Origin of the sequence: Streptomyces cyaneofuscatus, from assembly GCF_042718795.1 — a bacterium.
In the GTDB taxonomy this organism is placed as follows: Bacteria; Actinomycetota; Actinomycetes; order Streptomycetales; family Streptomycetaceae; genus Streptomyces; species Streptomyces cyaneofuscatus_A.
Map to the genome: position 1 here is coordinate 70,497 of NZ_JBHXOX010000019.1, position 24,763 is coordinate 95,259.

The 24,763-nt window shown below is 72.2% G+C and carries 14 protein-coding genes; 8 read left to right on the plus strand and 6 right to left on the minus strand.

The genetic code is table 11. From position 1 onward, the window contains the following. Positions 1-13: 13 nt before the first annotated feature. Positions 14-4,633: an SEFIR domain-containing protein gene (locus tag ACFWRT_RS22210; RefSeq protein ID WP_380949330.1), complete on the minus strand. Its 4,620-nt coding sequence runs from the start codon at positions 4,631-4,633 to the stop codon at positions 14-16. Then, the gene (locus ACFWRT_RS22215) at positions 4,630-5,823 is read right to left on the minus strand and encodes a hypothetical protein (protein ID WP_380949331.1); all 1,194 of its coding nucleotides are present in this window, start codon (positions 5,821-5,823) and stop codon (positions 4,630-4,632) included. The genes ACFWRT_RS22210 and ACFWRT_RS22215 overlap by 4 nt, the downstream gene beginning before the upstream one ends. Positions 5,824-5,990: 167 nt before the next feature. Here ACFWRT_RS22215 and ACFWRT_RS22220 point away from each other — a divergent pair, with 167 nt between their 5' ends. From ACFWRT_RS22220 to ACFWRT_RS22230, 3 genes are all read left to right on the plus strand, one after another. Beyond that, positions 5,991-6,410 (plus strand): helix-turn-helix transcriptional regulator, encoded by a 420-nt coding sequence (locus ACFWRT_RS22220; RefSeq protein ID WP_380949332.1) that lies wholly within the window; start codon positions 5,991-5,993, stop codon positions 6,408-6,410. A gap of 10 nt (positions 6,411-6,420) precedes the next feature. Then, on the plus strand, positions 6,421-6,837 hold the full coding sequence (locus tag ACFWRT_RS22225; protein ID WP_073881150.1) for a VOC family protein: 417 nt from the start codon (positions 6,421-6,423) through the stop codon (positions 6,835-6,837). Between the two features lie 141 nt (positions 6,838-6,978). Then, a complete protein-coding gene (locus ACFWRT_RS22230) occupies positions 6,979-9,372 on the plus strand; it encodes an ATP-binding cassette domain-containing protein (RefSeq protein ID WP_380949333.1) in 2,394 nt (797 codons plus the stop codon). Positions 9,373-9,429: 57 nt separating this feature from the next. Here ACFWRT_RS22230 and ACFWRT_RS22235 read toward each other — a convergent pair whose 3' ends face one another. Continuing rightward, entirely contained in the window at positions 9,430-9,891 is a 462-nt protein-coding gene (locus tag ACFWRT_RS22235) for a hypothetical protein (RefSeq protein ID WP_380949334.1), read from the minus strand. 236 nt (positions 9,892-10,127) lie between these two features. Here ACFWRT_RS22235 and ACFWRT_RS22240 point away from each other — a divergent pair, with 236 nt between their 5' ends. Next, on the plus strand, positions 10,128-12,407 hold the full coding sequence (locus tag ACFWRT_RS22240; RefSeq protein WP_380949335.1) for a serine/threonine-protein kinase: 2,280 nt from the start codon (positions 10,128-10,130) through the stop codon (positions 12,405-12,407). 216 nt (positions 12,408-12,623) lie between these two features. Further along, positions 12,624-14,222 (plus strand): phytoene desaturase family protein, encoded by a 1,599-nt coding sequence (locus ACFWRT_RS22245; RefSeq protein WP_380949336.1) that lies wholly within the window; start codon positions 12,624-12,626, stop codon positions 14,220-14,222. Between the two features lie 41 nt (positions 14,223-14,263). On the opposite strand, the gene ACFWRT_RS22250 is transcribed toward ACFWRT_RS22245, so the two are convergent. After that, positions 14,264-15,430 carry an SGNH/GDSL hydrolase family protein gene (locus ACFWRT_RS22250; RefSeq protein WP_380949337.1) on the minus strand — a complete coding sequence of 389 codons (1,167 nt, stop codon included), beginning with the start codon at positions 15,428-15,430 and terminating at the stop codon, positions 14,264-14,266. Between the two features lie 280 nt (positions 15,431-15,710). Continuing rightward, positions 15,711-17,642, minus strand: a complete 1,932-nt coding sequence (locus ACFWRT_RS22255; protein ID WP_380949338.1) for a serine hydrolase — start codon at positions 17,640-17,642, stop codon at positions 15,711-15,713. Positions 17,643-17,866: 224 nt separating this feature from the next. On the opposite strand from ACFWRT_RS22255, the gene ACFWRT_RS22260 reads away from it, so the two are divergent. Both ACFWRT_RS22260 and ACFWRT_RS22265 read left to right on the plus strand, forming a co-directional pair. Next, a complete protein-coding gene (locus tag ACFWRT_RS22260; RefSeq protein WP_380949339.1) occupies positions 17,867-18,976 on the plus strand; it encodes an NAD(P)H-dependent flavin oxidoreductase in 1,110 nt (369 codons plus the stop codon). Beyond that, a complete protein-coding gene (locus ACFWRT_RS22265; RefSeq protein ID WP_380949340.1) occupies positions 18,973-20,523 on the plus strand; it encodes an acyl-CoA synthetase in 1,551 nt (516 codons plus the stop codon). The genes ACFWRT_RS22260 and ACFWRT_RS22265 overlap by 4 nt, the downstream gene beginning before the upstream one ends. 50 nt (positions 20,524-20,573) lie before the next feature. On the opposite strand, the gene ACFWRT_RS22270 is transcribed toward ACFWRT_RS22265, so the two are convergent. Then, complete coding sequence (locus ACFWRT_RS22270; RefSeq protein WP_380949341.1) at positions 20,574-23,000, minus strand: acylase; 2,427 nt, start codon at positions 22,998-23,000, stop codon at positions 20,574-20,576. Positions 23,001-23,251: 251 nt separating this feature from the next. Between ACFWRT_RS22270 and ACFWRT_RS22275 the strand changes: the two genes are divergently transcribed. After that, the gene (locus tag ACFWRT_RS22275) at positions 23,252-24,751 is read left to right on the plus strand and encodes an acyl-CoA synthetase (RefSeq protein ID WP_380949342.1); all 1,500 of its coding nucleotides are present in this window, start codon (positions 23,252-23,254) and stop codon (positions 24,749-24,751) included. Positions 24,752-24,763: the final 12 nt, after the last annotated feature.

Here is a 24,763-nt window from a genome sequence, read left to right on the forward strand (position 1 = left end):
CTGCGCCGACCGCTCAGCCGGCCGGATGCCTGTGGGCGACGATGCTTTCGGTGACGGCGGGCGAACAACCGCGCCCCAACAGGGTGTCGAGGTGCGGGGACGCCGCTCGCCGCACATCGTGACTGATGATCAGTTCGACCATGATCAACTGGTTGTCCGGTATCCACCCGGCACAGTCGTCCATCACCTGGTCGAGCCTGACCGCATCCGCCTCGACCAGGTGCCCGAGCGCTTCCCGCGCCCAGGCCCCCTCGTCCCGGTGCGGATTCACATCGACATGCCGCAAGGTATGGAAGAGCCAACCCGCCGCGCGTGGCCGGAGTCCGTGGCCGCGCAGCGCGCACAGGGTCTTGAGCAGGGCGATCAGTTGACGGACGACCGACTTCCCCACCGACTCGACGTCCTGGGTCGTCCGGTCCAGGAGAGCACTGATCGTGTCTTCCTGCGCCGCTACGGAACCGCCCTCCCCACGGCAGAAGTTGTGCACCAGGTGCAACAGGAGTCCGAGCTCCTCGGGGTTCTTGATCCCTTCGGCAGCCCGTCCGGCAGCCTCCTCGAGCCAGGTGTGCACCACGGCGGAAGCCTGTCGCCGATGCGTGCGGACGAGCGGAGCGACGATGTTCAGCACCCGGTGCCGGATCCATGGATCACGGTGTGAGGCCAGGGGGGTCAGCAACTCCGCGTAGAGCCAGTCCCCGCCTCCGGCCGCCACCCCGTCCAACTGGTGCAGCGCCTGCTCGGCGGCGTTGTGCGAGTCGGCTGTGACGAGCTCCACCAGGCGCTCGCGGGCGGAAGGTACACGGTCGGCGACCAGGCCGCACAAGCGGGCTTCGACCGCGGGCGACAACTGCGGCGTGGCGTCCCCGGCACCGCTTCGCACACCGTCGAGCATGGTCAGGACGATCTCTTCGGCGACCCCGTCGCCCTCCCGCGCCAGATTGGCGATGACCCTCTCCTGCTCCCGTACCGACAGCTCGGCCAGCTTGCCGAGCGCTCCGGGCAGCAGCCCGGGTTCGTCGTGGACCAGCCGGAGGTAGGCGTCCGCGGACTGTTTGGACCAGTCGGTCGTCCGTTTCTCGAACCAGGCGGCCAACGGAATACGGATCGATTTCGGCGACTTCGCGAACGCGGTGAGCACGGCGCAGACCTGTCGGGTTCCAGCTGAACGCCGTGGCAGCGAGGGCGCCGCCCGCAGCGCTTCCGCTACCCATGTGTCGCCGCCCGTATGCACAGCCTGCTGAAGGCAGTGCAGCAGGTGGTGAGCGGCGGCATTGTCGTCCGAGGTGAGGAACGCGCCGGTCAGCAGGGCCGCGATGTGCGGCTTCTCGTTGGCGACCCTGGCGAAGGCGCTGTATCGCACGGGACTGATCTGTCTGCCGCCCGCGGTCAGGAACGCCAGAGGGTCGTCGAGTTCCCGCTTTCCCGTGGTGGAGCCGTAGGCCCACGGGACAACACGCAGTACCAGTTCCTCGTCCACCGGATGCAGATCCCGGTAGGAGCCGCGGCTCAGGACGGCGGTGAGCGCCTGTACCCGCTCGGTGTGGGCCGTACCCGGAAGCAGAAAGGTCCGGGCCAGTTCCCGTACGGCGGGAGCACCGATCCTGCGCGGATGGAGCAAGTGCCGTACCGCGCTGAGAGCCTCGGCGGGCAGCGTGCGGCCGCGCTCGACGTACGGCGCCAGGAGGAACCTCACCACATCGCCGACGAGCGGGAATTCCAGAGCGGAGAACGGGTCGGACATACGGCCCTGCAACTGCTCCAGCAGGGAGACGAGCCAGGGGCCCGCCCTCTCACCGCCGCGCGTCACGAGTCTGGCCGCCGACCGCGCGACGGCACACACCTGACCCGGGGGTACTTCCCTCAGGAGCCGGACCGCGGCCCGCGCCGCCTCCTCCAGCCCGCTGTCCGGGACCGACGGCAGTGCCTCGATCAGTTGCTTGCCGAAGACCTCTCCGGAGTGTCGTACGCGAGCGGTCAGGGACAGGAGCAGGCCTTCGCGATGTTCCTCGACGGCGCCGAACACGACTGCCCGGAAGGCGACGATCTCGTCCAGGTCCAGCCGGTCGAGGAGAGCGCGGACCTCCTCGGCGTCCGCCATCGCGACCAGATGACGGACCATCTGCCAGGCGAACCAGCGATCATGCGGCCGCTCCCGCAGCTCTTCGAGCAGATCGTCGCGTTCGGTGCGGGTCCGATGCAGATGCATCGCGATGAAGTACTCGGTCAGGGCCTGATGGCGGAAACCGACCTGCTCGCCGGAGAGGCTCTCGCGCTGTACGAGGACCGTCTCGCTGAGCAGGTCCTGATAGGCCCGCAATCCGACCCCGTCCAGCGGGAGGGCGATCTCCGGAGTCCAGAGGGAGAGCGTGTCGCGCGAGGCCTTCCACAGCGCGTGGGAGAGGCTGGAGACCAGCCGCTGCTTGGTCAGGGACTCCTCTGTGGTGCGCGGATAGCGCCGACTTGCGGTGACCTTCTCCCGGAAGTACCGGCGCATCAGGCGCGTTGCACTGAGATCCGGCGGAAAACTGTCGGCCCCGGCGAAGAGTTCACAGAACATGAACAGATGGAGGGGGTTCGCGATCAATTCGGTCAGGGCCCTGCGCTCCGGGTCCTCATGAGCCGCGAGGACACGTGCGATGAAGTCGGGCCGGGCGTCCTGGAGATGGTGGCGTTCGAGGTAGCCCTGAACGACGAGGATGACCTCGTCCTTGGTGAGCGGCGGTACGCCGTTGTCCTCCATGGGCACCGCCAGGCGCGAGTAGCCCGGTGCCAGCCAGTTGTCGAAGTCGTGCTGCCGGCAGGTGAAGACCACCAGGATGTTCTGGGCGCGCAGGGTGTGGAGCAGGCCCAGGACCGAGGGGGCGGCCTCGGCGTTCAGCAGGTAGTCGACGGTGTCCAGGACCAGCACGACCTGGCGGCCCCATCGGTCGGCGCAGGCCGCGGTGACCGCGGTCAGCGGGACCGGCCCGCTGACGGCGGGGGCGAGCAGTGCACCGAGGGCCCGGTCGAGATCGGTCTGATCATGTACGGCCGCCACCACGTACTCGCAGTTGACCAGCAGGGCGGTGACATCCTGCTGCTCGTCGAGTGCTCGGAAGATCTGGGCGCTCATCACCGACTTGCCGATGCCCGCCTCGCCGAGCAGGGGAACCGGAAGGACACCGGAGGAGGTGACGCGCCGCCGGATGCGCGGCAGGTGGCGGCTTCTGAGGGCGGCACGGGGAACGATGACCGTGTCGGCCTTGCGCCCGACGTCTTCGTACATCTGCCGGGAGGCCCTGATCGCGGACAGGGGCACGGTCGAGAGGGAAGGGCCTTGCGTGCCCTGTCCGTCCGGCGCGCCGGAGGCCCGTGTGGTGGATGCCACGGGCGAGTGGGGCGGCAGGTCCGGGAGCGGCCCCAGCACGGGGCGTACGTAAGGAGGTTGCCCGGTCAGTGTTCGCAGGAGGTCTTGCGCACCCCGGATGCTGAAGCCGGTGACCAGGTAATGATCGTCGTTTCCGGCCGTGAGGAACAGCGGGATGTCGTTGACGGAGCCGCCGGGGAGTACCACCGGCAGTACTCGGGGCGTCCAGTCTCCGTTGGCGCGGTTGTACAGTTCGCGCAGCAAGCGCAACTCGGACTGCAGACCGCGACGTTCGTGCTGGCCGACCTCACCGTCGCCCACCCGGCGGCACTCCGGTGATGCCACGACGATGACGAAGTCGGTCGTCCGCATCTCGCGGATGGACCACAGGTGCCAGTCGCGTCGCTGGTGCAGTTCCCATTGATCCATCCGCACGTCGATGCCCGACGTGGCGAGGAACTCACAGAAGGCGCGGACATCCTCCTTGTGCCGGTCCGAGTCATGGGCGTAGCTGACGAAGACGCGCGGGGCCGCGGCCGGCTCCGAGGGGTCGGGGGACGGCGATGGTTCCGAGGACGCCGAGGGACCCGTCCGCGTCGGCACCCCCCTTCCGGTGGAGGTGGCCGTCGGCTCGGTCGCGCCCCGGCCGTTGCCCGCCGCGGACAGCAGGACGGGTGGCAGGGGCGGGTCCGAGAGCATCAGGCGGAAGCCGCGTCGGGTGTCCCGGGCACGTACGCGTAGACCGTCCGGCCCCATGACTGCGAGGCGGGCCCGCAGCAGCCGCCCGACCACATCGGCGAACTCCGAGAGGCTGAGCTCGTCGCGTACCTCCGAGGGCAGCAGACGGTGGAGATCCTCCAGCTGATCGGGGTCGCCGCCGGCGGCAGCGGTCAGCCGCGCGTGGATCACGGCATCGGACGGCCGGAGCTCGACCCCTCGGACCTCGAACACCAGCGGCGCCACCGCGCTGACCACGGCGACGGGGATCGTGTCGGCGCCCAGCAACTGGAGCACGCTCGTGGCGATCGCTTCCACCAGCACCGATTTCGCGACCGCCACAGGCAGGTCGATGCGCCAGACATCCGTCCGCATCTCGAACGCCGGCGTATCGCCGCCGTGCTCGCGTACCAGAGAGCGGACGGTGATCGACAACTCCGTCGGATCCATGTCCAGCAGTACCGCCAGCCGCTCCAGCGCGACCGCATCGAGGCAGAGGCGGTCCTCCGCGACGTCGGGGAACAGTGCGTCGAGACCTGCCGGCCACTCCCGGCTGTCCGTGCCGGTCATGACGCCGTGTCCTGGTCGAGGACGAGCTTGAAGCCTGCGGCGTCGTCCTGGAGGAAGGCCCCGTCGATCTCGACGTGCCCGCCGCCCCCGCCGCCGTGACGTCGGCGCAACCGCCTGGTGAGGACGGACACCCCGGCCTTCCCGCCGACGGAGAGGAACCGGAACGCCGACTGCCGGTCGACGGTGAACGCGGCCGTCAGCAGACGTACGACCTGTCGGCCGTCCGCCGTGCGGACCAGGGCCGGCAACGCGATGACCGGTTCCGGTAACTCGGTCCCCTCGGGGAAGTCGAACTGCTTCCGCGCCACCTCGCGGCTCAGCCAGACGCCGCAGACATCTCGGTCACGGTCCTGATCACCCACCACGAAGGCGTCGAGGAACTCCGGCACCTGAGCGCCGTCCACCAGCTCCACGGGCAGCCGTTGCCGCAGCACGATCTTCTGACGGTCGTACTCGAGCCCGTCCTCCAGCACGGGGCGCCGTTCCGTGACCACGTTCAGGCGTTCGGACAGCTCGCCGTCCACCTCAGCTACCGCTGCTTCGAGGGCGTTGCCGACGACTGCCTGCTCCTCCCAGGCCACCGATGGCATCCCCGCGTCCGCGAGGACCGCGCTGACGTACGCGTAACACCGGCGGAGTACCACCTCCTCCTCGAATCGGCGCAGACTGTCCGGTGCCTCGCCATCGGGAAGTCCCCGGCGGTCGGCGTCTCCCCGATCGATACCCCGGTCAGGGTGGTCGAAGACCAGTTCCGACAGGACAGCCTCCCAGCCGCCCGGCCCTCCGGTTGCCTCGAACGCCTCCAGCCGCCGGTCGGGCCGCGCCGTCTCGGGGACATCGGTCCGCCTCACCCGGGCGAACCCCGTCTCCAGGATGTCGCGCACTTCGGCCGGCGCCATCGCGCAACGCAGCACGGCGGCCACTGCCGTCTCCCGGAACCGCCACGGCAGCACGCCGACGCCGGCCGGCCCCGGACCTCGCTCCAGCGACCCCGAGTACATCGTGTTGCCGTCGAGTAGCGACCGGGCCCGCCGCACACCGGCCGGTGACGCCGACAGGGTGGTGGCGAACACCTCGTGCGTCTCCACCATGAGCTGCTCGTCGGCGCTACGAAGATTGCTCAGCGCCGGCGACCACGCGTCGGCGCCGTCGTAGCCACCGAGAAGCCCTTTTCGCGACGTGGCTGCCAATCCGTCCCTTGCGCAGCGGTAAACCACGGAGTCCGGCACGCTGTTCGCTCCTGTCGGTCAGCCACGGCGACGGCCCAAGCTTAATGAGCCGATGAGGAGATGCGTGAGCGGTGGCGGCAGATGCGGTCGAGGGCGGAAGCTTCAGCACCCCGTGGGACAATGACCCCGTGACGCTGGAGGACCTCGTCCGGCTGCGCCGGGCCCGTGACCGGATGGACCGTGACTACGCGGAGCCGCTGGACGTGCCGGCGCTCGCGCGTGGTGCGCTCATGTCGCCGGGGCACTTCTCCCGCAGCTTCCGTTCCGCGTACGGCGAGAGCCCGTACAGCTACCTCATGACCCGCCGGATCGAACGGGCCAAGGCGCTGCTGCGCCGCGGCGACCTGTCGGTGACGGACGTCTGCTTCGCCGTCGGCTGTACCTCGCTCGGGTCGTTCAGCTCCCGCTTCACCGAGCTGGTCGGCGAGAGCCCCAGCGCCTACCGGGCGCGGTCGCACGAAGAAGGTGCCGCCATTCCGGCCTGTGTCGCCAAGATCCACACGCGACCGGTCAGGAATGGAGAAGCGAAAGCACCGCCCCCTCCGTAGCGTGAACCACATGGAAATCAAGCTCGCACAGACCTTCATCGCCGTCGACGACCACGACAAGGCGCTCACCTTCTACCGGGACGTTCTCGGCCTGGAGGTACGCAACGACGTCGGGTTCGAGGGCATGCGCTGGGTGACGGTCGGCTCCCCGGCACAGCCGGACGTGGAGATCGTCCTCGAACCGCCGCTCGCCGACCCCAACGCCCCCGCCGCCGACCGGCAGGCCATGGCCGAGCTGCTGGCCAAGGGCCTGCTGCGCGGCGTGATCTTCTCCACCGACGACGTCGACGCCACCTTCGAACGCATCCGCGCCGCGGGCGGCGAGGTGCTCCAGGAGCCGATCGACCAGCCGTACGGTGTCCGCGACTGCGCCTTCCGCGACCCCGCCGGCAACATGCTGCGCTTCAACCAGCCGCGCAAGGGCTGAAACCCGCCGACGTACCGGTTCCGCTGCGGTGCGGAGCCGGAGCGGCAAGAATAGAACAAGCTGTTCGAATAGAGTGAGACCGAGCCGGGGCCGCGGCAGGCGTGTGCGGAGCGGCGGCCCCGCGCGACAGATGGAGAGACGATGAGCAAGGCCGAGAGAGCCGGATCGCGGTCGCCCGCGCAGCCGGTCGCCGACAGCCACGAAGTGATCCGTGTGCACGGGGCGCGCGAGAACAACCTCAAGGATGTCGACATCGAGATCCCGAAGCGCCGGCTGACGGTGTTCACCGGGGTCTCCGGCTCCGGCAAGAGTTCTCTGGTGTTCAACACGATCGCCGCGGAGTCGCAGCGGCTGATCAACGAGACCTACAGCGCCTTCGTCCAGGGCTTCATGCCGACGCAGGCGCGGCCCGAGGTCGACGTACTCGAAGGGCTCACGACGGCGATCATCGTCGACCAGCAGCGGCTGGGCGCCGACCCCCGTTCCACCGTCGGCACCGCCACCGACGCCAACGCGATGCTGCGCATCCTCTTCAGCCGGCTCGGCAAGCCCCACATCGGCTCGCCCAACGCGTTCTCCTTCAACGTGGCCTCGGTCAAGGCCAGCGGCGCGATCACGGTGGAGCGGGGCGCCGGCACGAAGACGGAGAAGCAGACCTACACCCGTACCGGCGGCATGTGCGTCCGCTGCGAGGGCCGGGGCACGGTCTCCGACATCGACCTCACCCAGCTGTACGACGACACCAAGTCGATCGCCGAGGGCGCCTTCACCATCCCCGGCTGGAAGTCGGACAGCTGGTGGACCGTGCGGACCTACGCCGAGTCGGGCTTCCTCGACCCGGACAAGCCGATCCGCGAGTTCACCAAGAAGGAGATGCAGGACTTCCTCCACCGGGAGCCCACCAAGGTCAAGGTCGAAGGCGCCAACCTCACCTTCGAGGGACTCATCCCCAAGATCCAGAAGTCCTTCCTCTCCAAGGACAAGGAGGCGATGCAGCCGCACATCCGCGCCTTCGTGGAGCGCGCGGTCACCTTCACCACCTGTCCCGAGTGCGAGGGCACCCGGCTCAGCGAGGGCGCCCGGTCCTCGAAGATCAAGAAGATCTCCATCGCCGACGCCTGCGCGATGCAGATCAGCGACCTGGCCGACTGGGTGCGCAAGCTGGACGAGCCCTCGGTGGCGCCGCTGCTCACCGCGCTGCTCGGGACCCTCGAATCGTTCGTGGAGATCGGCCTCGGCTACCTCTCGCTCGACCGGCCCTCGGGCACGCTGTCGGGCGGTGAGGCGCAGCGCGTCAAGATGATCCGCCACCTCGGGTCCAGCCTGACGGATGTGACGTACGTCTTCGACGAGCCGACCATCGGCCTGCACCCGCACGACATCCAGCGGATGAACGACCTGCTGCTGCGGCTGCGGGACAAGGGCAACACCGTGCTCGTCGTGGAGCACAAGCCGGAGGCGATCGCCATCGCCGACCACGTCGTCGACCTCGGCCCCGGGGCCGGCAGCGCGGGCGGCACCGTCTGCTTCGAGGGCACGGTGGAAGGGCTGCGGGCCGGCGGGACCCTCACCGGCCGCCACCTGGACGACCGGGCCGTCCTCAAGGAGAAGGTCCGTACGCCCTCCGGCACGCTGGAGATCCGCGGCGCGTCCGCGCACAACCTCCAGAGTGTCGACGTCGACATCCCGCTCGGGGTGCTCTGCGTGGTCACCGGGGTCGCCGGCTCCGGCAAGAGCTCCCTTATCCACGGGTCGATCCCGGCCGGCGAGGACGTGGTCTCGATCGACCAGACCGCGATCCGCGGTTCGCGCCGCAGCAACCCGGCCACGTACACCGGGCTCCTCGAACCCATCCGCAAGGCGTTCGCCAAGGCCAACGGCGTGAAGCCCGCCCTGTTCAGCGCCAACTCCGAGGGCGCCTGCCCCACCTGCAAGGGCGCCGGGGTCATCTACACCGACCTGGCGATGATGGCGGGCATCGCCACCGTCTGCGAGGAGTGCGAGGGCAAGCGGTTCGAGGCCTCCGTGCTCGACCACCACCTCGGCGGCCGCGACATCAGCGAGGTGCTCGCGATGTCGGTGGACGAGGCGGAGACGTTCTTCGCCGAGGGCGAGGCCCGCGTCCCCGCCGCACACAAGATCCTCACCCGGCTCTCGGACGTCGGGCTCGGCTACCTCCGCCTCGGCCAGCCGCTCACCACGCTCTCCGGCGGTGAGCGCCAGCGGCTGAAGCTCGCCACCCACATGGGCGAGAAGGGCGGCGTGTACGTCCTCGACGAGCCCACCACCGGTCTGCACCTGGCCGATGTGGAGCAACTGCTCGGACTGCTCGACCGGTTGGTGGAGTCCGGCAAGTCGGTGATCGTCATCGAGCACCACCAGGCGGTCATGGCCCACGCCGACTGGATCGTCGACCTGGGCCCCGGCGCCGGGCACGACGGCGGCCGGATCGTTTTCGAGGGCACCCCGGCCGACCTGGTCGCCGACCGCTCCACCCTCACGGGCGAGCACCTCGCGGCGTACGTCGGAGGCTGACGGGAGCGCTTTACGGGGCTGGGGGACGCCCTCCGGCCCCGAACCGGCCCCCGCGGCTCAGGACGGCCGGTCGCGGTGGAGCCACGACGGGACCTCGGGAACATCCGCGTCCCACGTCCGCGGCTGTGCAGGCTCGGGCTCCGGGTCCGGCTGCGGCCGCGGCTTCGGTGGTGGCGGAGGCGGGATCGCCGGCTCAGGCTCCGGCTCCGGTTCGGGGACGGCCGGAGGTACGGGCTTCGGCGCCGCGCTGTCGTACAGCTCCTCGATCACCGTGAACCGGCAGTGGAAGCTCTGCCAGGCCCCGTCCAGGACCAGCACGAAACCGTCGCGTTCCCGGTAGAGCCTCCGGCGCTTCGGGCTGGCCGGATGCGCCGGCCGGTACGTCTCGGCCCGCTGCCGCAGGACCTCCAGCGCCTCCTCGCGCGTACCGTCCACATGGTCCATGACCCCGGCCGACCAGATCCGGCGCTGGCCGCCGAGCCCGAGGTTCTGCTCCACCAGCAGCCCCCACCTGGGCATGATTCCCCCGCTCGTCGATCGTTCCGCCGTGCCGCGACGGCTCTCCGTCCCTGGAGGCCCCGCGTCGTACCATTGTTCCTGATCTTGTTACGCGTCCTGGCACCGCCCGTACGCCCAGGAGTCGTCCGGCAGCGCCGCCCCGCCGCATACCGGCTCCGCCGGGAGGCCGCCATACTGGACGGGCCGGGGAGGGCGCGCGGGCAGTGGCGGGGAACGACGGGGGCGAGAAACGGGAGATGGCGGACACCAGGCTGATCCAGAGCCGGTACCGGCTGCTCGATCTGATCGGGCGCGGCGGCATGGGCGAGGTGTGGCGGGCGCGCGACGAGTCGCTGGGCCGCCTGGTCGCCGTCAAGTGCCTCAAGCCCATGGTCCCCCAGCACGACCAGGCCTCCACCCGCATCCTGCGCGAACGCTTCCGCCGCGAGGCCCGGGTCGCCGCCTCCCTCCAGCACCGGGGCGTCACCGTCGTCCACGACTTCGGCGAGCACGACGGCGTCCTCTATCTCGTCATGGAGCTGCTGGAGGGGCACAACCTGAGCCAGCTCCTGGAGGAGAACCAGCAACGCCCGCTCCCCGTCGACCATGTCGTCGACATCGCCGAACAGGTCGCCGACGCGCTCGGCTACACCCACCGGCAGGGCATCGTCCACCGTGACCTGAAGCCCGCCAACATCATGCGGCTGACCGACGGCACGGTGAAGATCTGCGACTTCGGCATAGCGCGCCTCGGCCACGACATCAACGTCACCTCCCGCCTCACCACCACTGGCATCGCCATGGGCACCCCCCACTACATGTCGCCCGAGCAGATCGGCGGGAAGGAGGTCGACCACCGCAGCGACCTCTACTCGCTGGGCTGCGTGCTGTACGAGATCGCCACCGGCGTACCGCCGTTCGACCTGGACGACGCCTGGGCCGTACTCGTCGGCCACCGCGACACCCAGCCCGAGCCGCTGCGCACCCACCGCGCCGAACTCCCCGGCTTCTTCGACCGCGTCGTCCTCGACCTGCTGGCCAAGGCCCCCGACGAGCGGCCCCCCGACGCGAGCGACCTGCGCCGCCGCATCACGCTCGGCCGCAGCGGCGAGCACGAGGCCCTGGGGCCCGCCGCGTTGCCGGCGGCCCTCACCGGCGCGTACCGGACACCGGAACCCGCCGTCCATCGTCCGGCCCCCGAACTGCCCGCCTGGACCCGGAACATGACCTCCGGACACCCGGCGACCGGCTCCCTGAAGCGGGGGCCCGGCGTCCCCGACCCCGCCGCCGGACTGACCGGCCGGTGGACCACCGCGCGTGCCGCCACCGCCGCACCCCCCGGCACCGACCGTTCCACCGGTGTGCCGCCCGCCCGCCCCGCCGCCACCCCCGAGCTGCTCGCCGCGCTCGCCGGCCGCCACAGCTCGGGCATCGACCTGGGGCGCCTGGGCCGCTGGGAGGAGGCGGGCGACGTGCACCGCGCGGTCGCCGCCCAGCGCGAGAGCGTCCTCGGCCCCGACCATCCCGACACTCTCGCCAGCCGCCACGAGATCGGCCTCACCCTCAGCCGCACCGGCCGGGCCGCCGACGCGCTGCGCGAGTTCGGCCAGGTCGCCGCCGGCCGCGAACGCGCCCTGGGCCCCGACCACCCGCAGACCCTCGCCGCCCGGCAGGAGACCGCCCACGTCCTCGGGCAGCTCGGGCGCCACTTCGAGAGCCATCAGGTGTACGCGGCGGTCCTCGCCGCCCGGGAACGGTCCATGGGCCCCGACCACCCGGAGACCCTGCGCTGCCGCCACCACCTCGCGCTCACCCTCAGCCGCCTCGGCCGGCCCGAGGAGTCGTGGCAACTGGCCCGCCAGGTGGCCGACGACCGGGCCCGGCTGCTCGGCACGACCCACCCCGACACCCTCGCCACCCGGTACGAGGTCGCCTACACCCTCGGCCGGCTGGGGCGCTGGGCGGAAGCCCTGGAGACCTACCAGGACGTCGCCCGGGTCCGCGCCGCCACCCTCGGTCCCGACCACCCCGGCACCCTCGCCGCCCGCTACGAGGCGGGCATCAGCCTCGGCCGGCTCGGCCGCAGCGCGGAGGCCCTGGAGCTCTTCCGGACCCTGGTCGCCGACCGTACGCGGGTGGGCGGCCCGTCCGACGCCGAGACCCTGCGCGCCCGCCACGGTCTGGGCGTCAACCTGGGCCGGCTGGGCCAGTGGGAGGAGGCGGTCACCGAGGCGCGCGAGGTGTGCGCGATCCGCGAGAGCACCCTCGGACCCGACCACCCGGACACCGTCGTCAGCCGCCGTGAGGTCGCCGTCGCCCTGGGCTGGCTCGGCCGGTGGGCCGAGGCCCTCGTCGCGTACCGGCAGGTCTCCGAGGCACGCGGCCGGGGCCTCGGCCCGGACCACCCGGAGACCCTGGCCGCCCGTCACGACGAGGCGCACTGCCTGGACCGGCTCGGGCGGAAGGAGGAGTCCGCCGAGCTGTTCCGCACGCTGGCCGCCCACCGCGCCCAGAACGCGCTGCCGCCGCCCCCCTGACCCCGTCCCGGCCGCGCGCCCCGGCCCGCCTGACCACCGCCTCGGCCTGCGTGACCTCGACCTCGGCCTGCCTGACCACCGCCCCGGCCTGCCTGACCACCGCCCCGGCCCGCCTGACCACCGCCCCGGCCTGCGGCGATGGGCCCGGGGCCCCCGGCCGGGCGCGGCCGTGCGGTCCCTCTGGCCGGGACGCGGCTCCCCGTGTTACGAAGGTGCATGCCCGCACCTGAGCCGTCCTCCGCACCCCAGCCGTCCGCTCACCGCCGGCCGCCCGCGCCCGCCCGGGACCGCTACGACGCCGTGATCGTGGGCGGTGGCCACAACGGTCTGGTCGCCGCCGCCTACCTCGCCCGCGCCGGACAGTCCGTCCTCGTCCTGGAACGCCTGGACACCACCGGGGGAGCGGCCGTCTCGACCCGCCCCTTCGCCGGCGTCGACGCCCGCCTCTCGCGCTACTCCTACCTGGTCTCCCTGCTGCCGCGGAAGATCGTCCGCGATCTCGGCCTCGACTTCGCCGTACGCAAGCGGACCGTGTCCTCCTACACCCCGGCGGTGCGCGGCGGACGTCCCACCGGACTCCTCGTCGGCGGCGACCGGACGCGGGAGTCGTTCGCCGCGCTGACCGGGGGAGAGCGGGAGTACGAGGCGTGGCAGCGCTTCTACGCCATGACGCAGCGGGTCGCCGAACGGGTCTTCCCGACCCTCACCGAACCGCTGCCCGCACGGGAGGCGCTGCGGGCCCGGATCGACGACACCGAAGCCTGGCGGACCCTGTTCGAGGAGCCCATCGGGGTGGCCGTCGAGCGGAACTTCACCGACGACCTGGTGCGGGGCGTGGTGCTGACCGACGCCCTGATCGGCACCTTCGCCGACGCCCACGACGCCTCACTGCTCCAGAACCGGTGCTTCCTCTACCACGTGATCGGCGGCGGAACCGGTGACTGGGACGTCCCCGTCGGCGGCATGGGCGCCCTCACCGACGCCCTCGCGGCGGCCGCCCGTGCGGCGGGCGCCGAGATCCGCGTACGGCACGAGGCGACCCGGATCGAGACCGACGGCACCCACGCCGAGGTCACCGTCCGCACCCCCGACGGCGAACAGGTGATCGCCGCCCGCCGGGTGCTGGTCAACGCCTCCCCGCAGGCGCTCGCCGCCCTCCTCGGTCGGACCCCGCCGGAGCCCGCCGAGGGCGCCCAGCTCAAGGTGAACATGCTGCTCACCCGGCTCCCTCGCCTCCGCGACCGGTCCGTCGACCCCCGGCAGGCCTTCGCCGGCACGTTCCATATTGCCGAGGGGTACGGGCAGTTGGCCGACGCCTACCGGGACGCGGCGGCCGGCCGGCTGCCCGCGGCACCGCCGTCCGAGATCTACTGCCACTCGCTGACCGACCCCTCGATCCTCGGCCCCGACCTCGCCGAGCGCGGCTACCAGACCCTCACCCTCTTCGGCCTCCACACTCCGGCCCGGCTCTTCGCCGCCGACAACGACGCCGCCCGCGCCGCCCTGCTGAAGGCCACCCTCGCCGAACTGGACGCCCACCTGGAGGAGCCGATCACCGACTGCCTGGCCCTCGACGGAAACGGGGAACCCTGCATCGAGGCCAAGACCCCTCTCGACCTCGAACGCGATCTGCGGCTGCCCGGCGGCCACATCTTCCACCGCGACCTCTCCTTCCCGTACGAGAGCGAGACCACCGGCCCGTGGGGCGTCGAGACCGCCCACGCCAACGTCCTGCTCTGCGGGGCGGGCGCGGTGCGCGGCGGCGGGGTCAGCGGGGTCCCCGGCCACAACGCGGCGATGGCGGCTCTGGGCTAGCCCTTACCCGTAACGCGGCCGTGGCGGCTCTGGGTTGGCCGCTACCGCAGATGCCGACGTTCGACGGCGGCGGCGATGGCGGTGTGCCCCGCCGGCCCGGGGTGCAGGCCGTCGCCGCTGTCGTACGCCGGCCGCAGCCGGGAGGGGCGGTCCGGATCGCGGAGCGCGGCGTCGGTGTCCACGACGGCGTCGAAGATCCGCCCGGTGCGCACGGCCTCGTTGACCTGTCGGCGCACCGCGTCCTGCTCCGGCGTCCAGCGCGTCCACCCCTCGAACGGGGCGATGGTGGCGCCCACCACCCGCAGTCCGGCGGACCGGGCGCGCAGGGCCAGTTGGCGGTACGCGGCCACCATCCGCGACGGGTCGCGCTCGGCGGGCACATGGAAGAGGTCGTTGACGCCCAGGTGGACCAGGACCGTCCGCAGCCCCGGCAGCGACAGCACGTCCCGGTCGAAGCGGGCCTGGCCGCCGGGGCCGTACCGGTCGCTGCCGAGCAGCAGCCGGTTGCCGCTGATGCCGAGGTTGGCGACGGCGGAGCCGGGCAGCCTGCGGGCCAGTTGGTCGGGCCAGCGGAGGTCGGCGTCGTCGGGGGTGCCGGAGCCCTCCGCGATGGAGTCGCCCAGCACGGCGAGGACCGGGCCGCGCGCCCCGGTCGTCTCGACCCCCGTCAGGAGGAGGACGGACCGGGTGCGGATGCCGTCGACGGTGTGCCAGGCATGGGTGTTGCGGTGGAAGGACAGCGGCCCGGTGGGGCCCGGGAGCCGCGTCTCGACCGTCAGCAGGGACCCGTCCTCCACCCGGAGCCCCGCCACCGGGTCGCTGGTGAGGGAGGCGCCCGCCGCCAGCCACTCCTGCGGCCGCCCGCCGAAGGTGACCGGCCGCCCGTCGGCGGTCACCGGGCCGACCAGCACCGGCGCGGTCCCGAAGGCGTGTGCGTACCGGAGTCTGACCTGCCCGCCTGCCGAGAGCCGCAGCCGCGTGGTGCAGAGCCCGTCGGTGAGCCCGGCGGCCGCGAGCGGGTCGGCCGCCGTGGGCGCGGTCTGCGCGGTGGCCCAGGAGGTGGTCCAGGGGGAGGTCCGGGGCGTGGCCGAGGGGGCGCGGCCGGGCGTGGCCGCCCGGGCGTCCGGGGCGGTGAGGGCTGTGGTGACCCCGGCCGCCGCCGCGTACAGCAGACCCCGCCGCGCCGGTACGGGAACCCGGCCGTTCACCGGGAGGCCGGCCGGGGAGAGGGGGCGGTGCCCGCCGGGACGCTGCTCATGGGTGTGCCTCCTGGGGTCGGCCCTGGGAGGCGCGCACGTCGGGCGGCACGCGGGCCGCGCCCCGGACGGGGACCCGATGACGTCCATCAGCCCCTGGGCGGAACGGTGCTGCCATTCTGTCGGCAGCCGGCAGCGCGCGTCAGCCCACCACGCCCATGACGCCCACCACGCCCATGACGTCCACCACGCCCACTACGTCCACCACGCGCACCGCCGTCCGCCCCGCCGCTCAGTCGGCCGACAGCACCCAGCCCGCCGCCGCGATCCGCCCCGCGTCCCGGGGCCGGCCGGAGTCGAAGACCGTGGCGTGTCCGTCCCGCACCCGCAGGGAGTCCACGTACGCGCCGCGCCCCACGTACAGCTGGTCCGTGGTGTACCGCCACCGCAGTTGGACGCCCTTGCCGCGCCAGGGCGACAGGTCCGCCTCCAGCCGGTGCCACACCCGCCCCGACCAGCCGGAGACCCAGCCCTCCGGGTGCGGTCGCGGGTCCGGGCGGTGGTGGCCGGGGCCCGGGCCCACGGTGGTGAACGGCACCGGCTGCCACTCCCCGCCCGCCGATACCTCCAGCACCAGCCGGTCGGCGCCGGGTTCGGTGTCCCACCACAGGGCGCACTCCAGCCGGGAGCGTGCGGAGGCCAGGCGCAGGACGGGCAGGGTGAGCGTGGCGGTCGACGCGCTCGCCATCCCGGAGAACCAGGCCGACCGCCCCCGCTCCGGCCGGACCGGGACGGCCCGGGCCAGTTGGTTGGCGGTCGCCACCCGGGGTGCGCTGCCCGAGCGCCAGCTCCGTACGGGATGGACCGAGTTGCCCAGCACGATCAGGAACGTGTCGGTCGACGGGTCGAGCACCAGGCTGGTCCCGGTGAACCCGGTGTGGCCCGCCGTGCGCGGGGTGGCCATCGCGCCCATGTACCAGTGCTGGTAGAGCTCGAAGCCGAGGCCGTGCTCGTCGCCGGGGAACGCGGTGTTGAAGTCGGTGAAGAGCAGGTCGACGGAGTCCTCGGACAGGATGCGGGAGCGGCCGTAGACGCCCCCGTTGAGCAGTGTGCGGGCGAGGACCGCCAGGTCCCAGGCGCAGGAGAACACCCCGGCGTGACCGGCCACCCCGTCGAAGCTGTAGGCGTTCTCGTCGTGCACCTCGCCCCAGACCAGGCCGCGCTCCAGGCCGGACCACGGCAGCCGGGCGTCCTCGGTGGCCGCGATCTTCTGTTTCCAGGAGGCGGGCGGGTTGTAGCGCGTGCGGTGCATCGAAAGCGGAGCGGTGATCTCGTCGCGGAGCAGGGCATCCAGAGTGCGGCCGGTGATCCGCTCCAGGATCAGTTGCAGCGAGATCAGGTTGAGGTCGGAGTAGAGATAGGCGCTGCCGGGGGCGCTCGCCGGGACCTCGTTCCAGAGCATCCGGAGCTTCCCCTCCCGGGTCGGCTCCTGGTAGAGCGGGATCCAGGACCGGAAACCCGAGGTGTGCGTGAGGAGCTGACGGACCGTGACGGCCTGCTTGCCGCCGCCCGCGAAGTCCGGGAGGTACGAGGCCACGGTGGCCTCCAGCTCCAGCGCGCCGCGCTCGATCTGCTGCACCGCCAGGATCGAGGTGAACAGCTTGGAGATCGAGGCCAGGTCGAAGACGGTGTCCTCGGCCATCGCGATCTGCTGCTCCGCCGGGAACTCCACCCCGGTGTCCGTGCTCTCGTCGTACGCCGCGTAGCGCACCGCCCGGCCGATCGGCCGGTGCAGGGCCACCGTGCCGCCCCGCCCGGCGAGCAGCACCGCGCCCGCGTACCAGGGGTGCTTGGGGGAGTCGGCGAGATACGCCTCCGCCTCCCTGACCAACTGGTCCAGCGGCTCCTGGAGCAGCCCGGCGCCGGCCGCGCTGCCGCGCCGCAGGGTGGGCCGGTGCTCGGGGCGTCCCGCCTCCGGTCCCATGCTCGCTCCCGTCTGCGCCGCCGTACCCCGTGCGCCCCGCTCGTCGGCCCTGGCCAGGGGGATCGGCGCCAGGGCGAGTGCGCCGCCCAGCGCCAGTATCCCGCCGCCGAGGCGCCGGCGGCCGATGCCGTGGCCCGTGGCGCCGCCCGCGCCGCTGCCCGTGGCGCCGCCTTTCGGGAGCCCGCCTTCCGGCTCCCCGCCGCCCGCCGTGTCCCCGTTCCCCGCCGCGTACCCGGTCATCCGCAACCCCTTCCCGTGCCCGGGGCCGCTGCGGAGGGCTGAGCCCGCGAGCGTGCCCCGGCGCGAAAGTAACTTTCGAAATCTCGCCGAGCAGTGAAAGTTCCTGCCGCCGCAGAGATTACTGTCGCCCCCGCCCTCCCGTACGCCTCCGGGCCCGCAAAGAATCTGACACTGCATCAGAAAATCTCTTCCCTCGTCCGTCCGGCTGCGGCATCCTGCCGCCCATGGAGACGGAGCTGAGCAGAGAACTGGGCATCGAGCACGCCATCTTCGGCTTCACGCCGTTCCCCGCCGTCGCGGCGGCCATCAGCAGAGCCGGCGGGTTCGGGGTGCTCGGCGCGGTCCGCTACACCGACCCGCAGGAGCTGGCCCGCGATCTGGACCGGCTGGACAAGCTCGCCGACGGCAAACCGTACGGCCTCGATGTCGTCATGCCGGCCAAGAAGGTGGAAGGGGTCACCGAGGCGGATGTCGAGGCGATGATCCCGGCCGCGCACCGGGGATTCGTCCAGGAGCTGCTCACCCGCCACGGCGTGCCGGAACTTCCCGAAGGCGAGGTGTCCGGCTGGCGCATCACCGGCTGGATGGAGGAGGTCGCCCGGGGCCAGCTCGACGTGGCCTTCGATTACCCGATCAAGCTTCTCGCCAACGCCCTCGGCTCCCCGCCCGCCGACGTCATCGAGCGCGCCCACGCCCACGGGGTCCTCGTCGCCGCCCTCGCCGGCAGCGCCGAACACGCCCGCCGGCACGCGGCGGCGGGTATCGACGTCGTCGTCGCCCAGGGGTACGAGGCGGGCGGCCACACCGGCGAGATCGGCTCGATGGTGCTCGTCCCCGAAGTCGTCGAGGCCGTCGCCCCGCTGCCCGTGCTCGCCGCCGGAGGCATCGGCAGCGGCGAACAGGCCGCCGCCGGGCTCGCCCTCGGCGCCCAGGGAGTCTGGCTCGGCTCCCTCTGGCTCACCACCGAGGAGGCCGACCTCCACTCGGCCGCCCTCACCCGCAAGCTCCTCGCGGCGGGCTCCGGCGACACCGTCCGCTCCCGCGCCCTCACCGGGAAACCCGCACGCCAGCTCCGTACCGCATGGACCGACGCCTGGGACGACCCGGCCGGACCCGGCACCCTGCCCATGCCCCTCCAGGGCCTGCTGGTCGCGGAAGCCGTCTCCCGGATCCAGAGGTACGAGGTCGGGGAGCTGCTCGGCACCCCCGTCGGGCAGATCGTCGGCCGGATGACCAGCGAACGCAGCGTCCAGGCGGTCGTCGACGACCTCACGCGCGGCTTCGAACGGGCCGTCACCCGCATCAACCGCATCGCCGGAAGGAGCGCCACGTGAACCAGCCGCCCAACGGCTTCTGGGCCCAGGCCGCCGCCGACCCCGACCGCACCGTCCTCGTCGCGCCCGGCGGCGAGGAGTGGAGCGCGGGGAGGCTGCACGCCGACGTCAACCGCATGGTCCACGGGCTGCGCGCGGCCGGGATGAGCGAGGGCGACGCGTTCGCCGTCGTCCTGCCCAACGGCACCGAGCTGCTCACCGCCCACCTCGCCGCCTCGCAGGCCGGCTTCTACCTGGTGCCGGTCAACCACCACCTTGTCGGCCCCGAGATCGCCTGGATCGTCGCCGACTCGGGTGCCCGGGTCCTCATCACCCACGAACGCTTCGCGACGGCCGCGACCGCCGCCGCCGACGAGGCCGGACTCCCGGAGAGCCACCGCTACGCCGTGGGCACCGTCCCCGGCTGCCGCCCGTACGCCGACCTGCTCGACGGCCACCCCGCCACCCCGCCCGAGGACCGCACCCTCGGCTGGGTCATGAACTACACCTCGGGCACCACCGGCCGCCCGCGCGGCATCCGCCGTCCCCTCCCCGGCAAGCTCCCGGAGGAGACATACCTCGGGGGCTTCCTCGGCATCTTCGGCATCCGGCCGTTCGACGACAACGTGCACCTGGTCTGCTCGCCGCTCTACCACACGGCAGTGCTCCAATTCGCGAGCGCCGCTCTCCACATAGGACACCCGCTCGTCCTGATGGACGGCTGGGCGCCCGAGGAGATGCTCCGCCTCATCGACACCCACGGCTGCACCCACACGCACATGGTCCCGACGCAGTTCCACCGGCTGCTCGCGCTGCCCGACGAGGTGAAGGCCCGTTACGACGTCTCCTCGATGCGCCACGCCATCCACGGGGCCGCGCCCTGCCCCGACCATGTGAAACGCGCCATGATCGACTGGTGGGGGAGCTGCGTGGAGGAGTACTACGCGGCCAGCGAGGGCGGCGGCGCCTTCGCCACCGCCGAGGACTGGCTCAAGAAGCCCGGCACCGTCGGCAAGGCCTGGCCGATCAGCGAACTCGCCGTCTTCGACGACGACGGCAACCGGCTGCCGGCAGGTCAACTCGGCACGGTCTACATGAAGATGAGCACCGGCGGCTTCAGCTACCACAAGGACGAGACCAAGACCCGGAAGAACCGCATCGGCGACTTCTTCACCGTCGGCGACCTCGGGGTGCTGGACGCGGACGGCTATCTCTTCCTCCGCGACCGCAAGATCGACATGATCATCGCGGGTGGCGTGAACATCTACCCCGCCGAGATCGAGTCCGCCCTCCTCACCCATCCCGCCGTCGCGGACGCCGCCGCCTTCGGCATCCCGCACGCCGACCGGGGCGAGGAGGTCAAGGCGGTCGTCGAACCGGCCGAGGGGTACGAGCCCGGGGACGCGCTCGCCGCCGAGATCCTCGCCCACTGCGAGGAGCGGCTCGCCGGCTACAAACGCCCCCGTACCGTCGACTTCATCACCGCGATGCCCCGCGACCCCAACGGCAAGCTCTACAAGCGGCGGCTGAGGGAACCCTACTGGGAGGGGCACCCACGCCCCCTGTAGAGCGCCGGGTCCGCGAGCGACACCCCCTCGCGGACCCGGCTCACCACTGCTTATCGTCGCTCGTGCACCCGCACCACCCTCAGCTGCGGCGAGCGGGCGATGTCCTTCTCGCAGAACCGGGACGTCACCCAGCGCTCACCCGAGAACAGCCGCGTCTGGTCGCTGTAGTGCGGCGAGTCCGGGTTCGAGGACTGGGAGTACGTGAGCAGCGTCCGGGCCACCGGGCACCGGCTGCCGTCCCAGCCGACCGCCTGGATGTAGCTGGAACCGGCCGACACCCCGGCGTAGCCGCCCGCCGCAGGGTTCCACACCGGCTCGATCTTGTTCCAGATGCCGAGCGACTCCGTACCGCCGCCGACCGGGATGCGCTTCCCGTTCCGTACGACGAACTGGTGCTTGCCCAAAGGCGCGTCCAGCGCGATGCCCGCCGCCCGCAGCTCCGTCACCGCGTCGGCCAGGGCCTTGGACAGACCCGGCGCGGCGGTGTTCAGCCCGCGCGGGGTACGGACCGGATCGGCCGCGTCGAACGGTACCTTCCACAGCTCCGCCCCCGGCACCGAGGAAGCCGCCTTGCGCCAGAACCGGTCGAAGAGCAGTGCGCCCCTGCTGTCGCTGTCCACGCTCCGGTCCCACCGCCGCAGCACCGGGCAGGCCGCCGACACGTCGACCGCCGTACCGTCGCCGCCCACGGCGGTCCCGCCGGGCAGGGCGGCGCACCACTGCGCCAGGTCGGCCGCGACCAGATCCCCGGCCGGCGCCCGGTTCGCGAACTGCTGGCGCTCCAGGTCCGTGACGCGCAGCCGTCCCCGCTCCGCCATCGCCGTGACGTCCTCGATCGCACCCCGGGTCCGGATCGACCGCTGGGTGGCGGTCGTGCCGAAGACCCGCTCGTAGCCGGTCAGCGGCCGCTCGGCGTTGGTCAGCCAGGCGCTGTCGTTGGAGTTCTCCACGTACGGAGCGTTCTTCAGCGTCGGCATCCGGCCCGGCCCGAAGATCCCGGCCTGCACCGCGTCCCGGTCCCTCCCGAGCGCGCACGCCGACTGCGACCCGTCGAGCACCGCGAGCCCGGCCGACGGGTAGGTGGCCCGGCCCAGCGGGGTCGAGCAGCGGGCCGCCAGCTCGTCCGTGATCCTCGGCAGCACCTGCGACTGGGAGAAGAAGGAGTTCCCCGACCGGTCGGCGGCGATCGTGTTCACCCAGGGCAGCCCCTGGGAACGGTGGAGCGCCCGCTGGATCCCGGCGGTGGAGCGCGCCTTGCTGAAGCCGAGCGAGGTGTCGGCGCTGCGCAGGTTCACCGCGTTCGGGTCGTTCAGCGCGTACGCGGTGCTCGCCGTCCAGGGCAGCGGCAGCGCGGCCCCCAGCGAGGTGACCACCGGGCCGTACCGGGTCCACCACTGGGTCCGGGTCACCGGGGCCGCGTCCTTCACCGGCACGGTGACCGTGCGCTGCGTCATCCGCTGCGGCTTCCCGTCCACCAGGTAGACCGTGGGGTCGGCCGGATCCAGGGTCAGCTGATGGAGATTGAGCGTGACGCCGGTCGCCACCGTGTGGCTCCACGCCACGTCCGCGTTGTGCCCGATCGAGACCGTCGTCGAGCCGAGCAGGGATCCGCCCGCCACGTTCAGCTCGCCCGGGATCGTCTGCTGCGACTGCCAGAAGCGGCGGCCGCCGTCCCACGGGTAGTGCGGGTTGCCGAGGAGCAGCCCGCGCCCGTTCGCCGTCGTGGAACCCCGGAAGGCGACCGCGTTGGAGCCCATGTCGGCGTGTCGAGTGGAAAGGAGGCGCTGGGCCGCCGCTGCCGCCTCCTTGGGGGTGACCCCGGCGGCGGGCGGTGCGGCCGTCGTCGGGGGCTGGGCGGCGGTGATGCCGTCGATGCCGCGCCCCTGGCCGCCGAGCACGGCCAGGGCGAAGCCCCGTACCGCCACGTCCAGCGCGGTGACCGGCCGCACCCAGGAGGCGCCCCGGCAGACGGGATCGGTGATGCGGTCACGGTTCTGCCGGAGCCAGGCGTTGTACCCGGCGGCGAACCCGCGCATCGACTCCTTGGCGTCCCGGCTCGGACCCGCCGGAGCCGGGACCTTCAGCAGCTTCTCCACGGTGCCGCTGTCCCGGACGCCACGGAAGTACAGATCGCTGGAGAGGTTCTTCGCCGCCGAGGAGAGGGAGAAGTCCGGAGCGGCGTCCGGGCCGAAGAACTTCGACCGCTCGCCGCGTACCGTGACGAACCCGTCCGCCAGCGTGCACACCTGGTCGGCGGCCTGCGCCCAGCCGGTGCCGAAGCCCAGGTTCGCGTAGTCCTTCGCCACGATGTGCGGAATGCCGTACTCCGTGTACCGGACGGTGGCGGAGAGGCCGCCGCCCGACGGATGCCGGGCCTCCGGCGCTCCGGAGGCGGCGGCCGGCGGCAGCGACGCCGACACGGTGAACAGGGCGAGACCGGAGACCGCGAACAGTCTGAGGCGGTTACGGAAGGTCAAGGGTGTTCCTCCCAACAAGGCGGGTGACCACGGAGGTTGCCCGAACCCGCCGGGCAGCCACGCGCCACTCAGCCAGGGCACCGCGCCCGCTGTCAACCGTCTGGTCGGTATCCAGCCGCCCCGACACTCCTCGATACTCCCCGGCACTCCCCGGCACTCCCCGATACTCCCCGGCACTCCCCGACGCCCCTTGACCCGCCGGGCCTGGGCGCACCCTTGACCTGCCGGGCCCGGCCGCACAGGATCACGCCATGACCGGTGTACGCAGCAGCACAGTCGACGGCGTCCTCACCCGCAGCGCCCGCCGCACCCCGGAACGGACCGCCGTCCGGTACGGCGACCGGGCCTGGACCTACGGTGCACTCGACGCGGCTGTCTCCACCGCGGCCGCCGTCCTGACCGGCGAACACGCGCTGCACCCCGGCGACCGGGTGGCCTCGTACGCCCACAACTCCGACGTCTACCTGATCGCCTTCCTCGCCTGCGCCCGGGCCGGCCTCGTCCATGTCCCCGTCAATCAGAACCTGACCGACGACGACCTGGTGTACCTCCTGGACCAGTCCGGTTCCGCCCTCGTCCTCACCGACCCGGACCTCGCGGACCGCGTCCCCGCGGGCCGTCCGGTACGCGCCCTGCGCGACGCGCCCGGCTCGCTCCTCGACGCCCTGGACACCGTGCGGCCCTTCACCCCGGAGCGCGCGCCCGGCTCCGGCGACCTGGTGCAACTCCTCTACACCTCCGGTACCACCGCCCTCCCCAAGGGCGCGATGATGACGCACGGGGCCCTGGTCCACGAGTACGTCAGCGCGATCACCGCCCTCGGCCTGGCGGCCGGTGACCTGCCCGTGCACTCGCTGCCGCTTTACCACTCGGCCCAGATGCATGTGTTCCTGCTGCCGTATCTGGCGGTCGGCGCGGAGAACATCATCCTGGACGGGCCGGACGCGGGCCGGATCTTCGACCTGGTCGAAGCGGGCCTGGCCGACAGCCTGTTCGCCCCGCCCACCGTCTGGATCGCCCTCGCCAACCACCCGGATTTTCCTTCCCGCGACCTCTCCGCGCTCCGCAAGGCGTACTACGGCGCGTCGATCATGCCCGTACCCGTCCTGGAACGGCTGCGCGCCCGCCTGCCGCACCTGGCCTTCTACAACTGCTTCGGCCAGAGCGAGATCGGCCCGCTCGCCACCGTCCTCGGCCCCGACGAGCACGCGGGCCGGATGGAGTCCTGCGGCCGGCCCGTCCTCTTCGTGGAGGCCCGTGTGGTCGACGAGGAGGGCCGTGAGGTCCCGGACGGCACCCCGGGCGAGGTGGTCTACCGCTCACCCCAACTCTGCACCGGCTACTGGGACAAGCCCGAGGAGACGGCGGACGCCTTCCGCGACGGCTGGTTCCGCTCCGGCGACCTCGCGGTCCGCGACACCGAGGGCTACTTCACCGTGGTCGACCGGGTGAAGGACGTCATCAACTCCGGCGGTGTCCTGGTCGCCTCGCGCCAGGTGGAGGACGCCCTCTACACCCACCCCGCCGTCGCCGAGACAGCGGTCATCGGCCTGCCCGACGAGCGCTGGATCGAGGCCGTCACCGCCGTCGTGGTCCTGCGCGAGGAGGCGAGCGACACCGAACTCATGGACCACGCCCGCGAGAAGCTCGCCCATTTCAAGGCGCCGAAGCGGGTCGTCTTCGTGGACGAGCTTCCGCGTAACGCCAGCGGGAAGATCCTCAAGCGGGAGTTGCGGGACCGGCTGGTCTGACGGGCCGCGCCC

What these genes read in the sequence shown, in the direction of transcription:
- ACFWRT_RS22210 (WP_380949330.1), bottom strand. Translation starts at nt 4,633, where the DNA reads ATGACCGGCACGGACAGCCGGGAGTGGCCGGCAGGTCTCGACGCACTG.
- ACFWRT_RS22225 (WP_073881150.1), top strand. Translation starts at nt 6,421, where the DNA reads ATGGAAATCAAGCTCGCACAGACCTTCATCGCCGTCGACGACCACGAC.
- ACFWRT_RS22230 (WP_380949333.1), top strand. Translation starts at nt 6,979, where the DNA reads ATGAGCAAGGCCGAGAGAGCCGGATCGCGGTCGCCCGCGCAGCCGGTC.
- ACFWRT_RS22235 (WP_380949334.1), bottom strand. Translation starts at nt 9,891, where the DNA reads ATGCCCAGGTGGGGGCTGCTGGTGGAGCAGAACCTCGGGCTCGGCGGC.
- ACFWRT_RS22240 (WP_380949335.1), top strand. Translation starts at nt 10,128, where the DNA reads ATGGCGGACACCAGGCTGATCCAGAGCCGGTACCGGCTGCTCGATCTG.
- ACFWRT_RS22245 (WP_380949336.1), top strand. Translation starts at nt 12,624, where the DNA reads ATGCCCGCACCTGAGCCGTCCTCCGCACCCCAGCCGTCCGCTCACCGC.
- ACFWRT_RS22255 (WP_380949338.1), bottom strand. Translation starts at nt 17,642, where the DNA reads ATGACCGGGTACGCGGCGGGGAACGGGGACACGGCGGGCGGCGGGGAG.
- ACFWRT_RS22260 (WP_380949339.1), top strand. Translation starts at nt 17,867, where the DNA reads ATGGAGACGGAGCTGAGCAGAGAACTGGGCATCGAGCACGCCATCTTC.
- ACFWRT_RS22275 (WP_380949342.1), top strand. Translation starts at nt 23,252, where the DNA reads ATGACCGGTGTACGCAGCAGCACAGTCGACGGCGTCCTCACCCGCAGC.